The organism is Streptomyces niveiscabiei, assembly GCF_001419795.1.
Taxonomy (GTDB): Bacteria; Actinomycetota; Actinomycetes; order Streptomycetales; family Streptomycetaceae; genus Streptomyces; species Streptomyces niveiscabiei.
The window spans coordinates 1-13,480 of sequence record NZ_LIRL01000047.1; the positions used below are offsets into that span (position 1 = coordinate 1).

10 protein-coding genes and 1 pseudogene are annotated in these 13,480 nt (G+C 71.4%); 3 read left to right on the forward strand and 8 right to left on the reverse strand.

Translation table 11 applies throughout. The features are described 5' to 3' along the window. Together AOK24_RS03030 and AOK24_RS03035 are read left to right on the forward strand one after the other, a co-directional pair. A pseudogene (locus AOK24_RS03030) lies at positions 1-909 on the forward strand (hypothetical protein); the annotation flags it as partial. After that, positions 909-2,441, forward strand: coding sequence for a type 1 periplasmic-binding domain-containing protein (locus AOK24_RS03035; protein WP_055718487.1), 1,533 nt, complete (start codon positions 909-911; stop codon positions 2,439-2,441). The pseudogene AOK24_RS03030 and the gene AOK24_RS03035, both read left to right, overlap by 1 nt. A gap of 3 nt (positions 2,442-2,444) precedes the next feature. Here AOK24_RS03035 and AOK24_RS03040 read toward each other — a convergent pair whose 3' ends face one another. The 7 genes from AOK24_RS03040 to AOK24_RS03070 all read right to left on the reverse strand — a co-directional run bounded on the left by AOK24_RS03040 (position 2,445) and on the right by AOK24_RS03070 (position 9,501). Further along, positions 2,445-3,398 carry a CU044_5270 family protein gene (locus AOK24_RS03040; protein ID WP_055718488.1) on the reverse strand — a complete coding sequence of 318 codons (954 nt, stop codon included), beginning with the start codon at positions 3,396-3,398 and terminating at the stop codon, positions 2,445-2,447. Beyond that, a complete protein-coding gene (locus tag AOK24_RS03045) occupies positions 3,395-4,000 on the reverse strand; it encodes an RNA polymerase sigma factor (RefSeq protein ID WP_055718495.1) in 606 nt (201 codons plus the stop codon). The genes AOK24_RS03040 and AOK24_RS03045 overlap by 4 nt, the downstream gene beginning before the upstream one ends. A gap of 75 nt (positions 4,001-4,075) precedes the next feature. Beyond that, on the reverse strand, positions 4,076-5,164 hold the full coding sequence (gene ccsB, locus AOK24_RS03050) for a c-type cytochrome biogenesis protein CcsB (protein WP_055718489.1): 1,089 nt from the start codon (positions 5,162-5,164) through the stop codon (positions 4,076-4,078). Further along, positions 5,161-7,086: a cytochrome c biogenesis protein ResB gene (gene resB, locus AOK24_RS03055; RefSeq protein WP_055718490.1), complete on the reverse strand. Its 1,926-nt coding sequence runs from the start codon at positions 7,084-7,086 to the stop codon at positions 5,161-5,163. The genes ccsB and resB overlap by 4 nt, the downstream gene beginning before the upstream one ends. A gap of 3 nt (positions 7,087-7,089) precedes the next feature. Beyond that, positions 7,090-7,851, reverse strand: a complete 762-nt coding sequence (locus AOK24_RS03060; protein ID WP_055718491.1) for a cytochrome c biogenesis CcdA family protein — start codon at positions 7,849-7,851, stop codon at positions 7,090-7,092. After that, the gene (locus AOK24_RS03065) at positions 7,848-8,495 is read right to left on the reverse strand and encodes a TlpA family protein disulfide reductase (RefSeq protein ID WP_055718492.1); all 648 of its coding nucleotides are present in this window, start codon (positions 8,493-8,495) and stop codon (positions 7,848-7,850) included. The genes AOK24_RS03060 and AOK24_RS03065 overlap by 4 nt, the downstream gene beginning before the upstream one ends. A 106-nt stretch (positions 8,496-8,601) precedes the next feature. Next, positions 8,602-9,501, reverse strand: a complete 900-nt coding sequence (locus AOK24_RS03070; RefSeq protein WP_055718493.1) for a ribosome-inactivating family protein — start codon at positions 9,499-9,501, stop codon at positions 8,602-8,604. A gap of 228 nt (positions 9,502-9,729) precedes the next feature. Between AOK24_RS03070 and AOK24_RS03075 the strand changes: the two genes are divergently transcribed. Next, positions 9,730-12,597, forward strand: a complete 2,868-nt coding sequence (locus tag AOK24_RS03075) for an ATP-binding protein (RefSeq protein ID WP_055718494.1) — start codon at positions 9,730-9,732, stop codon at positions 12,595-12,597. On the opposite strand, the gene AOK24_RS03080 is transcribed toward AOK24_RS03075, so the two are convergent. Continuing rightward, positions 12,576-13,214, reverse strand: a complete 639-nt coding sequence (locus tag AOK24_RS03080) for a hypothetical protein (protein ID WP_193555087.1) — start codon at positions 13,212-13,214, stop codon at positions 12,576-12,578. The genes AOK24_RS03075 and AOK24_RS03080 overlap by 22 nt on opposite strands. Between the last annotated feature and the right edge of the window lie 266 nt (positions 13,215-13,480).

The window sequence follows — 13,480 nt, forward strand, 5'->3', positions numbered from 1 at the left end:
CTCCCCCACGCCGTCCACCGCTTGACCGGCGGCAACCCCCTCGGCATCGTCCTCACCGCGCGAGCCGCCCGCCGGCACCCGGACCGGGCGGGCACGCTGGCCGCCCTCCTCACCGAGCCCGTCCAGCCGGACGAGGAGGACCCCCTCCCCGCGTACGGCGAACTCCTGCGCCGGCTCGTCCCCGCCGACCGCCTCGACGAGCTGACCGTCCTCGCCGCCGCCCACGACCACGACTCGGCCGTGGCCCTCGCCACCGCCCAACTCCCGGACGACTTCGGCTCGTCCGGCGTACGGACCCTGCGCGCGCGGCTCCTCGCGGAGGGCGTCGCGCAGGAGCCGGGGCACTTCGTCGGCGACCGGTTCGTCCGGACGCTGCTCCTGCTGCGGCTGCATCAGCTCACCAAGTGGCGTGACGTGCATGAGGTGTTGATCCGGCACTACGCCACCGACCACGCCGTCTACCGGCTCCACCACGAGCTGGCCCTCGGCGACACGGACGGCGCGGTCGCCGAACTCCGCGACAGCTTCACCGAGTTGCCGGTCCGCGTCTGGCTGGACACCCTGCGGTTCGTGGCCTCGGCGCCCTGCTTCGGGCCCGAGGACCAGCGCGTGCCGATCGCGCTGGGCCGCCGCGACACGGCCGGCCGGCTCCCGCCGGAGAACGCCGGACTGCACCTGCGGGTACGGCGGCTGCTGCACGCGGTGTGGCAGGTGAGCGACCCGCTCGTCCTGCCCGACCGGCGCGTCTGCGACCGGCTCAGGTTCGAACTGGAACAGCTCTCCGACCTGCGCACCCCCGGGGGCGCGCTGCTCTTCGCGGCGTCGCGCGCCTGGCCCCAGGACGCCCTGGCCGGACGGCCGTTGAGCCTCCCGGAAGAAGACGAGAACGACGACGAGGGGGACGTCTGATGCTGCGACGGCTGCGCGAGATCTGGCAGATCCGGCTCTACCGGTACGTCGCGATCGTGGTCTCGGCCGCGCTGGTGACCGGGATCGTGCTCGGCACCCGGGCCCTGCTCCAGGAGGACCGCTCCTGCGCGCCGGGCGTCTCCCGGCCGGCCGGCAGCTCCGAGTGCGTCGGCGTGACGGCCTCGGCGTACGACTTCGGCAGACCCCAACTCCGGGACGCCGTACGGGCCATCGCGGCGGAGAACGACACCCTCAAGGAGGGTTCGTACGTCACCGTCGCGCTGATGCTGCCGTTCTCCGCGAGCGCGCCGTCCACGCTGCGGGACGTCCAGCACGAGTTGCAGGGCGCCTACTTGGCCCAGTGGCAGGCCAACCACGCCGCCAACGGGCAGACCCCGGCGATCCGGCTCGTGCTGGCCAACCCCGGTGCCACCAGCGGCCATTGGGAGCCGATGGTGGACCGGCTGGACGCGATGACCAGGTCCGAGGACCGGCTGCGGGCCGTCGCCGGGGTCGGCACCAGCACCGAGGCCAACAAGGACGCCGTCACCGAGCTGACCCGGCGCGGCATCCCCGTCGTCGGCGCGTCCATCACCGCCGACGACCTCGCCAACGGGCAGGGCGGGCGCGACCCCTTCCCCGGGCTCGCGCGGGTCTCGCCGACCAACACGGACGAGGCCCGCGCGCTGGCCTCCTTCGCGAAGGTCGCCGCCGGCAAGGCGATCCTCGTCTACGACAAGCCCGGTGACCCCTACACCCGGACCCTCCAGAACTCGTTCGCCTCGCTCATCCAGGGCTCGCCCTACGAACCCCAGCCCTTTACCCCGCCCGCCGACCGCAGCCAGGAGGGCACCACCGCGAACACCTTCCGGCAGATCACCCACCTCGTCTGCGACACCTCCCCCGGCACGGACACGATCCTCTTCGCCGGGCGGCACATCCAACTCCGGCAGTTCATCAACGCGTTGGGGGGACGGGGGTGCCAGGACCGCAGGTTCACGGTCCTCACCGGCGACGAAGGGTCCTACCTGGAGGGCGACAAGGGGCTCGACCGCACCGCCCTGTCCCGCAACCTCTCCGTCCGCTACTCGGCCCTCGCCCACCCCGACGCGTGGACCGCAACTCCCCCGACCAGTACGGGTGGTTCGGCCGCCGACATGAAGGCCCTCACCGACCTGATCGCCCGCGCGTCCCGCGCCCCCGTCGGGCCCATCGGCGAAGTCGCCCTCGAAGACGGCCAGTTGATCATCGGCTACGACGCGACGACCCTCGCGATCAAGGGCGTCCGCGAGGCCACGCCGGCGGGCGGCACGGTCCCGCCCCTGGCGGACGTCGGCCTCCAATGGCCCCAGGTGAAGGGCTCGTTGCGGGTGAGCGGCGCCAGTGGCTGGATCTGCCTCGACGCCCACGGCAACCCGTACGACAAGGCGGTACCGATCGTGGAGCTCACCGCGACGGGCGGCAACCGGTTCGTGCGGCTCGCCTGGCCGGAGGGGAAGCCTCCGGCCAGGGAGTGCCTGCCGCCGTCGTAGGGGTCAGGGGCGCTGGCCGGCCCTGTCGACGATCGCGCGGCGCAGGACGGCCGTGTTGCTCGTGACGGTTCCCTTCTTCACGTCGGAGTGGTCGGAGGTGGCGACGCTGCGCTCGCCCAGGAAGGCGTGGGTCCTGAGGTCGAAGATCCACTCGTCCCTGGTGGGGTTGTCGGGGTCCTGGCGGGAGACGCCGGCTCCGGGGCGGCCCGCCGCGTCGACGGCGTCACCCGTGAGCGTCACGCCGGGGATGCGGGCGACGGCCCGGAAGAGGGCGGCACCCTGCTCCGGTGGCATGACCGAGTTGACCAGCAGGTCGCCGGCCAGCACGAACATCGCCTGGTAGGTGTCCTGTTCGCTGTATTTCGGCGCGGTCTCGTAGAGGTAGTCCCACATGCGGTCGGCGGTGGTGGGGAGGGTCTTGAGGTGGTTGTAGAAGGCGGACACCTCCCAGCCGGGGCCGCCCGGCCGCACGTCCGGCGGGAGGTCCATCGGCTTCTCCCCCGCCTCGCGCTTCAGCCCGGTGTGCAGGCCGTCCACCGACGTCCAGATCTCCTGCCGGTGCAGCGGCTGGACGGTGATCCGGCCGTCCCTGGCGCTGGAGTACGACACCCTGCTCTCGACGTACACGAACTGGTCGTCGCGCACGGGCCCGTGCGGCTGCCCCGACGCGGCGGCCAGCGCCATGTCCTCCAGGAGGGCCACGGTCTGCCTGCTGGGCGGCTGGGGCGCACCCTCGCCGGAGCCGGCGGACGGCAGGACGGTGAAGGCGACGGCCGCGGCGGTCGCGACGGCGGCTGCGGCGAGCGCGGGGCGCAGCCACTTCCGGGACGGGGCCGGTGCCTGTTCCGGCGTCGGCGCCGGGGCCTGTGCCTGGGCCTGGCGGATCTCGGTCATCAGATGCTCCTTGAGGAGGAGGTGACGGCCCGGTGGAAGGTCGCGTTCGGGAAGCTGTGTCATCGGTTTCCCTCCTTCAGGGGGCCGACCGCGGGTGTGCGGTCACCTTTCATCTGTCGTGGGGTGTGCGGGGGTTCCATATGTTTCGCGAGTTTCTTCCGGGCCCGGGAGAGGCGGGAGCGGACCGTGCCGACGGGGACGCTGAGGGCCCGCGCGGCCGTCGTGTAGTCGAGGCCGGACCAGACGCACAGCGCCAGCACCTCCCGCTCGGGGCGCCGCAGTCGCCGTAACGCCTCCTGGACGAGGGCGAGTTGGGCGGCGTCGTCGAGGCGGCCGGCGATCTCGTCGGCGAAGTCGCTCACCACCGCGGCAGGGGGCAGCCGGGACATCGCGGCGGCATGGCGGCGCATGGTCCTCCGGGTATTACGCGCCACGTTCGTCGCGATCCCGAGCAGCCACGGCCGTATGGGACCCCCCGTACCGTCGAGTGACTCCCGCAGCCGCCACGCCTCCAGGAAGGTGAGCGAGACGATGTCCTCGGCGGTGGACCAGTCGCCGGTCAGGCGGTACGCGTGGTTGTAGACGGAGCGCGCGCAGGCGTCGAAGAGTTCGCCGAACGCGTCGTGGTCCCCGGCCCGGATGCGTCTTCGCAGATTCGTGTCCACGCCCTTCACCTGTCGTACGGCAAAGGCCGGTTCCCGTGACCTGAGTCACAGGAACCGGCCTCTCGCTGCCGACGGTCAGACCCCCGCGTACGAGTGCTTCCCGCTCACGAAGATGTTGACGCCGTAGTAGTTGAACAGCCAGCAGCCGAAGGCCAGGAGCGCGAGGTAGGCGGCCTTGCGGCCCTTCCACCCGGCGGTCGCGCGCGCGTGCAGGTAGCAGGCGTAGCCGACCCAGGTGATGAAGGACCAGGTCTCCTTGGGGTCCCAGCCCCAGTAGCGGCCCCACGCGTCGCCCGCCCAGATCGCGCCGGCGATGATCGTGAACGTCCACAGCGGGAAGACGGCCGCGTTCACGCGGTACGCGAACTTGTCGAGGGACGCGGACGCGGGGAGCCGGTCGAGCACCGAGTTCGCGAACTTGCCGGGCTTTCCGCCGGCCGCGAGCTTGTTCTCGTAGGAGTCCTTGAAGAGGTACAGGATCGTGGCGACCGCGCCGACGTAGAAGACCGCGCCGCAGAGGATGGCCGTCGAGACGTGGATGTACAGCCAGTACGAGTGGAGCGCGGGGACGAGCTGGTCGCTGGCCGTGTAGAGGACGGTGACCGCGAGCCCCAGGTCCAGCAGGACCGTGGTGATCAGGAACAGGCCGAGCCAGCGGACGTTCTTGCGCAGCGCCAGCAGCGTGAGGTACACGCCGACCGCGACCGTCGAGAACGTGATGTTGAACTCGTACATGTTGCCCCACGGCGCCCGCTCCACCGAGGCAGCGCGCGTGATCACACCGCTCAGCTCGACGAGGAACGCGAGGACCGTGAGCGAGATCGCGATCCGGCCGTAGAGGTCGCCCTGCTCGTCCCCGCCGTGCGCCCCGGGCCCGTCCGGCACGTCACGCGCGCCGGAGGCGGAGCGGACGACGACCTCCGGCCGCTCCAGTACGGCGGTCCCGCCGGCCTTCTTGACCGTGACGGCCGGCGCCTTCTTCGCGGCGGCGGTGGTGGCGGCCGGGGTCAGCGCGGCGGCCGTGCGGCCCACCTTGCTGCGGCTGCCGAAGAGCCACTCGGCGATGTACGCGAAGAAGGCGAGGGTGTAGACGGCCATCGAGGAGTAGATCAGCGTGTTGCTGATGTTGGCGAGGTGTTCGTTGGTCGCGGCGGCGAGAGTCACTTCTCAGACCCTTCGGAAGGGACAGCTTGGGGGGTAGGGGATACGTCAGGGGTAGTACCTGCGGGGGATGCCGCGTCGGGGTCGGTGGAGGTAGTACCGGTAGCACCTGAGAGGGACCCGGCATCAGCGCCCGCCTCGGCGCCCGCCCCGGCCTCAGCGTCAGCGCCCGCCTCGGCCCCGGCGTCAGACTCACCCTCGTCCTCCGCCACCCCCGGCGCCCGCGCGTACAGCCCGTCCGCCAGCGCCCCCAGCTCCTCCGGCACCTTCGCCGACTCGCTCCGGCCGAGCCCCGCCATCTCGACGAGGGTCACCCCGTCGGGCCCGGCGACCGCCCGCACCCACACCCGGCGCCGCTGGACGAACAGCGACGCGGCGAGGCCGAAGATCGCGGCAACCGCCCCGGTCAGCGCCCAGCCGCCCCCCGGATCCTGGACGACCTGGAAGTTCGCCCACTCCTTGGTGCCCTCGTAGGTGATGGTCCCGGCGCCGTTCGGCAGCGTCATGGTCTTGCCCGGCGTCAGGTTCGCCCGCAGCTGCGCGCCCTTCGCGTCCTTGAACTCCTTGAGGTGGGACTTGTCGAGCTGGTAGACGCTCTGCGGGATCCCGGAGTCGACGCCGAGGTCGCCGTGGTAGCCGACGACGTTCATGATCGGGTTGATCAGCGCGGGGAACGTCGACGCGACCTCGTTCCCCTTGGTGTACGTCGGCAGGAAGAAGAGCTGGAACCCGAGCTGCTCGGTCTTGCCCTTCGCGTCCTTGTAGCCGTCCATGACCTTGACGACACCGGACGACGTGACGTTGTTGTCGAGCGGCAGCAGCGGGACCGCGTCGCGGTAGACGACGTCGCCCTTGCCGTCCCGGACGGTGACGATGGGGGCGTACCCGTGGGCGGTGAGGTAGACCTTCGCGTCGCCGACCTCCAGCGGGTGGTTGACCTTGACGACGGTCCGCTTGTCCTTGCCGTACGCGCCCTCGCTGTACGTGAGGGCTGCCTCGTAGGTACGGGGGGTACCACGGTTGGGCCCGGTCAGCTCGTACGTACCCGTGAACTTCTCGAGCCGGAAGCTGAACGGGACCAGGTCCTCGCTGGTGTCGAAGAGGTTGCCCGACTTGAAGTCGTCGTACTGGGGCAGCACGTTGGAGAAGCCGTCGCCCTCGACGATCAGCTTGTTGCCCTCCGACTTGAAGAGCTGCCCCCACGCGAACGCGACCAGCAGGACGATCAGCGCGATGTGGAAGGCGAGGTTGCCGACCTCCCGGAAGTACCCCTTCTCGGCGGCGACCGCGTCCCCGGCGACGTGCGCGCGGAACCGCCGCTTCTTCAGCAGGGCGAGCGCGGTCTCCCGTACCTCTTCAGGGGTAGCCGTAGTACGCCACGAGGTGTACGCCGGAAGTCTCGTCAGCCGCTTGGGCGCCCCCGGCGGCCGGGAGCGCAGCTGGCCCACGAACTGCCAGGTGCGCGGGACGATGCAGCCGATCAGCGAGACGAACAGCAGGATGTAGATCGCCGAGAACCACACCGAGCTGTAGACGTGGAAGAGGCCGGCCTTGTCGTAGAGCGGCGCGAGCGTGGTGTGCGCCTTGCGGAAGTCGGCGACCTTCGTCGCGTCGCTGCCGGTCTGCGGGATCAGCGAGCCGGGGATCGCGGCGAGCGCCAGCAGCAGGAGCAGCAGCAGCGCGACCCGCATCGAGGTGAGCTGCCGCCAGAACCAGCGGGCCCAGCCGACGACGCCGAGCGCGGGAACGTTGAGGGTCTCCTCGGGGGCGGTGGAGAGCTTGGTGCTCGCGGCGTCCCGGGCGTCGCTCGACGCGGCATCCTTCGAAGCGGCGTCTCTCGCGGCAGCGTCCCCCGAAGCGGCGTCCGGCGAGTTGCCGTCCGGTTCGGTCGCCTCGTCCGTCGGCGTCGGACTGCTCTTGCCCATGGATCAGATCCCTACAACGAAGCCGTTGGACCAGGACTGCATGTCCTGCACCATGCCGTCCCAGACGCCGGTCAGCAGCAGCAGACCGGTCACGATCATCATCGTGCCGCCGATCCGCATCACCCAGACGTAGTGCCGCTTGACCCAGGAGAAGGCCCCCAGCGCCTTGCGGAAGGCGACCGCCGCGAGCACGAACGGTACGCCCAACCCCAGACAGTAGGCGACGGTCAGGATCGCCCCGCGCCCGGCACTGGACTGCTGCGAGGACAGCGCGAGCACGGACGCGAGCGTCGGCCCGATGCACGGCGTCCACCCGATCCCGAACAGCGCGCCCAGCAGCGGCGCCCCGACCAGCCCGCTGATCGGCCGCTTGTGGATCCGGAACTCCCGCGCCGTCATCCACGGCATGAGCCCCATGAAGAACACGCCCATGAGGATCATGAGCACGCCGAGCACCTTGGACAGGACGTCCTTGTTGGCCTGGAGGGTGTCCCCGAAGTACCCGAACAGCGCGCCGCTCGACACGAACACGACCGTGAACCCGAGCACGAACAGCGAGGCACCGGCGACCATCCGCCCCCGGCGCGCCTCGGCGAGATCCGTACCGCTGATACCGGTGACGTACGAGAGGTAGCCGGGTACGAGGGGCAGGACGCACGGCGAGAAGAAGGAGACGAGCCCGCCGAGCAGCGCGATCGGCAGCGCCAGTATCAGGGCGCCGTTGAGGACGGTCCCGTTCAGCTCACCCACGGCGAGGGAGTTCACGCCTTCTCCGCGAGCACCGGATCGATCATCTCCCGCAGCCGCTCCTCGCTCAGCGGCGACAGCGACCGCGCGGCGACCTTGCCCTCACGGTCGATGACCAGCGTGGAGGGGATCGTCTGGAGGTTCAGCGTGCCCTTCTTGAAGCGCAGCAGCAGCTTCCCCGTCGGGTCCGACAGGCTCGGGTACGTCACCCCCATCTGCTTCTCGAAGGCGAGCGCGTTGTCGTTGTTGGCGTCCCGGGTGTTGATCCCGACGAACTGGACGCCCTTGGCCTTGAGGCTCTCGGACACCTTCTGGAACCCCGGCGCCTCGGCCCGGCAGGGCGAGCACCAGGACCCCCACACGTTGAGGACGACGACCTTGCCCTTGAACGAGGCGAGGTCGAGGTCCGGCCCGGCGACGGTCTTCCCGGCCAGTTCGGGCGCGGCGTCCCGCTGGCCCGCCTTCACCCGCGCGATCCCGTCGGTCCCCATCACGAAGTGCGTGTCCCCGCCCCCGCCGGAGGTGCCCCCGGACGAGCAGGCGGACAGCGCCAGGGCCCCCGAGGCGGCACCGGCCGCCATCATCAGGACGGCCCGACGCGACGGGGACCTCTTCTCGAAGGCGCTGTTCGAACGCCGGGACGCACGGCTGGCGGCACTCATGTGAAAAGTTTCGCATGCCCGTTCCGAGGATCTTGGGCACCCCCCTCTCCACCGAAAAGCCCCACTTCAGCCCGTGTCCCGGCGTTCTGTTCCGCGCGCTTTCGCGCTAGGCCATCTTGATGTACAGGGCCATGGCCAGCTGCTCGTCGATCGCCTGCATCGTCGTGAAGGACCCGCTGCCGATCTGGTAGTTGACGGGGAAATGGTTCTGTGTCGCGTTCTCGACCGCCTGGGACAGGCCTCCCCAGTTGTTCTCCAGGTCCAGGGCCGTCAGCGAGAGGGCGCCCGACCCGCCGTTGACCATGGACGAGGACCCGGCGTAGAAGATGCCGTTGTTGCGCATCGCGTGGCCGATCCGGTACGAGATGAAGTCGTAGCGGGAGCCCTCGGCGAAGGCCTGGGTGAGGACGAGCAGGGCCCGCGCGCTGTCCCGCCAGTTGCCGTTCGCCAGGTCGGTGATCGCGCTCTGGATGGTGCGCATGGTGATGCCCTGGGAGCCGCGGTCGATCTGGGCGGCACGCTCCATGTCGCTGTAGTTGAGCCAGTTCCGGTCGTCCGTGGTGCCTCGCTGCCACGGCACTGTCTTCGGTCCGGCACCCAGCCGGACGTAGTGGCCGTTCGCTTCGTTGACCCAGCCGGTCACGTACATGTTCCGCGCGTTGAAGATCAGGGTGACCCGGTTCCCGCCCACCTGGAGGGTGAGGGGGAAGTAGTCGTCGCTCGTCCGCGTGACACGGATGCTCTGGTAGATGTTCCAGCCGCCGCCCCGGTCGCGGAGGAAGTTGATGATGGCGTCGTACTGGTCGGGGGTGACGTTCGTCATGTCGAAGGTCATGCCGTCGGTCGGGGCCGTCGCGCTGGCCAGCTGGACGTGCCCGCCCAGCGACCGGTGCTGCGCACCGGTGGTGAGGCTGCCGCCCAGACCGGCGAGGGCGACGGCTCCGACGAGGGCCGCCGGGAGGACGGCCGACGTGCTGAGCCTGCGGAAGATGCGTGCTCGGGACATGCTGTGTGCTCCGTTGTGCGTGGTCGGCCACGCGGCGACATCGCTGCCGTCGTGCCCTTCCCGATGTGTGGACGACACCGAAGATGCACATGAAGGACAGACCGAAACAATGAGGGACGTATTAAGTAGGTAGCGCCGCCCATTGAATGGGGGACGGCCCGATGACGCCGGCCCGGGCGGCCACTGCGTATGACCGGAGCAGGACGTCGCGTACAGGACGGTGATGGTATGGCGGCCCAGCAGGGCTCCTCGGGACTCGGCCGGGGCTTCGCGTTCGTCGGCCGCCGCCACGAACTCGACCGGGTGCTCGCCGCCGTCCGGCAGCCCCCGGCCGTGGTGCTGGTCGAGGGCGACGCCGGCATGGGGAAGTCCCGGCTGGTACGCGAGGCCACCACGGTCCTGGCGTCGGAAGGGTGGCGGGTGCTGACCGGCTACTGCCACCCGCTGCGCGAGCCCCTGCCGTACGGGCCGGTGATCGACGCGCTCGGCGCCATCGGCCCGTGGCTGCCGGACACCGCCCTGCCGCCGACCGCCGGCGCGCTGGCCCCGCTGCTCCCGGACCTGGCCCACCGCCTCCCGCCGGCCCCGGCCGGGCCGCAGGGCCCGGGCGCCGCCCGCCACCAGCTGATCCGGGCCGTGCGCTCGGTGCTGGCGCACGTCGGCCGCGTGGTCCTGGTCGTCGAGGACCTGCACTGGGTGGACGACGCCACCCGCGAGCTGCTCCTGCTGCTCGCCCGCGACCTGCCCGACCGGTTCGCGCTGGTGGCCACCTACCGGGCCGAGGACCTGCCGCCGGGGGCCCCGGCCCTGGGCGCCGCCTACCGCCCGCCGCCCGGTGCCGGGGGCACGGTGATCCGGCTGTCGCCCCTGACCCGGACCGACGTGGCCGACCTGGCCGGGGCGGCGCTGGGCGGCCGGGCCACACCGGAGCTGTGCGCTGCGCTGCACCGCCGCAGCGAGGGGCTGCCGCTGGTCGCCGAGGAAGACCTGATCACGCTGCGGGACCAGGCACGCCCGGACGTCCGGGAGCTGGAGCGGGCCGAGGTGCCCGGCGGTCTGCGGGAAGCGGTCGGCGAACGGCTGGCCGCCCTGTCGCCGGCCGCTGCGGCGGCCGTACTGGCCGTACCGGCCGGCGAGACGCTGCTCGCGGAGGTCGCCGCGTTGCACGGCGACGAGGCCGCGGGCGGGCTGATCGACGCGCTGCGGGCAGCCGTGCTGCGCGAGACCGACAGCGGCCTCTACGGCTTCCGTCACGTGCTGGCCCAGCAGGTCGCCTACCGGCACGTCCCCGGGCCGCGCCGCAGGCGCCTGCACCAGCGGGCGATCGACCACCTCCGGACCCAGGACCCGCTTCCGCTGGTGCAGATCGCCCACCACACGCTGGCCACCGGCGACCAGCAGGGCTGGCTCGGCCTCGTCGAGCAGGCCGCCGAGCAGGCGCTCGCCCTGGGCGACACCGGCACCGCGGCCTTCCTCCTGCACCAGATCCTGGACCGGTGCCAGGTGGACACGGAGCGGCGGTCCGCAGCCGCGCTCGCGCTCGCCCGGATCGTCAGCTACGGCGTCGACTACGCCGTGACCGTCCGCGAACTGCGGGCCGTGCTGGCCGACCCGAAGCTGCCGGACGCCACCCGGGGCGAGATCCGCCTCGGGCTCGGACTGGTCATGCTCAACGTCGGCGCCGACCCGGCCGGTTCCCGGGAACTCGCCCACGCCGTCGACGAGTTGGCCACGCAGCCGCACAAAGCGGCACTGGCGATGACCAACCTGGCCCTCTACGAGCGGGACGGCGCCGCCGCGCACGCCTGGGACTGGCAGGCCCGAGCGGAGCGGGCCGTCGACGACAGCGCCGACGGGACGAGCCACAGAGCCGTCCGGATCAACCGGCTGATCCTGATGGCCCGGGACGGCGATCCCGCCGTCTGGCCGCTGCTGGACCGGCTGCCGCGCCGGGACGACGCCGGAGCGGTGCTGCGCCACGCCGCCTACGCGCTGTACGCCCTCGCCGAGGTCGCGCTCCAGGCCGGCCACGACCGGCGGGCCCACGCTCTGCTGGTCGAGGTCGAGGACCTGGTCGCACACGCGGCCCACGGGCGCGTCGAATGCCTCCCCCGCGTCGCGGAACTGCGCCTGGACTGGCTGGCCGGACGCTGGACCCGGCTGGAGGAGGATTACGCGGCCCTAGCGGACGTCCACCCCGACGTGAAGCAGATCGGCGTGGACCGGGCTCTGTGCCGGGGACACCTCGCCCTCGCCCGGGGTCGGCGCTCCCTGGCCCACGACCACTTCGCCACCGCGGCGGAGACCGCCGGAGGCACGAGCGAGGTGGACGTGAGCATCAGGATCGCCGCCGCGCTCGCCACGGCCCAGCTCGCCGAGGGCGCCCCGGCGGCGGCCTGGGCGACCGTCGGACCCGCGCTGTCGATGCTGCGCGGACTCAGGTCCTGGACCCGGACCCTGGACCTCGTCCCGGTCGCGGTCGAAGCCGCGCTGGCCTGCGGGGACCACGCGTCGGCCGAACGCCTCATGGCGGAGGCCGAGTCGGACCTGCGCGACCGCGACGCACCGGCCGCCTCCGCCGAACTGGCCCTGGCCCGGGGCCTGTCACTCCGCGCCACCGAGCCGGCCCGGGCCGCCGAGCACTTCGCCGACGCGCAGCGCGGGTGGCAGGAGATCGGCCGCCCCTACGAGGCCGCCAAGGCCGCCGAACGCCGGGCGGACGCCTTGTCCTGCTCGTCCCCCGACGAGGCGGCAACGCACCTGACCGACGCCGCACACACCTTCACCGAGCTGGGCGCGACCGGCGACGCCGCACGCTGCCGGCACCGCCTTCACGACCTCGGCATCCAGACGTCACGCCGACCGGGCCGCCGCGGCTACGGAACCCAGCTCTCCCCCCGCGAACTCGAAGTCGCCAAGCTGCTCGCCGCCGGCGCCACCAACCAGGACATCGCCCAGACCCTGTTCCTGTCCCCCCGCACCGTCGAGAAGCACGTCACCCGCGTCCTGGCGAAACTGCGCACCTGCCGGAAGAACATCCACAGCAGCCTGCCCGAACCCACCGAACCCTCGGCTCAGGGCCAGACCAGGCAATAGGGCTGATGCCCCGCCTCATGCAGCCGATGGCTGAAGTCCTGCCACTCATGCAGCAGTTGATACACATTGAACGCGTCCCGAGGCCCCCCGCGGTCAGGAACCGTCGACCAGATGAAGGCCGCCGCCCCGACCGCCTCCTCGCCTATGTCCCGCAGGGGGTCGACGACGGTCATCGGGAGTTTCACGACCGCGTAGTCGGGGTGGAGGACGACGAGTTCGAGCGGGGGGACCTTGTGGAGGGGGACGCCCTCGATGCCCGTGAGGACCATCGCCGCCATCGTCTCCGGCTTGATCTTCGTGAACATGCCGTTCATGCCCAGCTCGTCGCCGCCGAGCTCCTCGGGGCGCATCGAGATGGGGACGCGGGCCGCCGTAGCGCCGTCGGGGGCACCGAAGTACTTGTACGTCACGCCCACCCGACCACCGTTCCCGCTCCCCGCCGTGAGGCGGTCGGTCCGGGGTCGGATCAGCCGACCGATCTCCTCGGACTCGCTCTGTGCCTGAAATGTCTGCTGTGCTTCGTCTGTTTCCTCCGCGTCGCGCCGGTGCCTTCCCCGCCGGGCACGACGAGGACCCAGGTCATCGGTCCCCTCGCCCAGTCCGCCACCGCGATGCATATCTCCACCCGACTGCTTTTCTAGGACGCGCGGTACCGCCCGCGCAACCCGATCATCGTGTCAGTGACCTCCCCCACGGCCGCCCGCCGAAACGTGCGGTGAAACATCCTGTCCGCGGGATCGTCCCGGTCCCCGTTCAGTACGGCCCGTGTGAGCTGTATGTATCAGATCCAGTTTCTCAGATCCCGAACACTGCCCGCGGATACGGCGACAGGGGCCCCGGGTTCCCGAACCCCCTGGCCTACCCTGAGAAGGTTCCGCCCCAC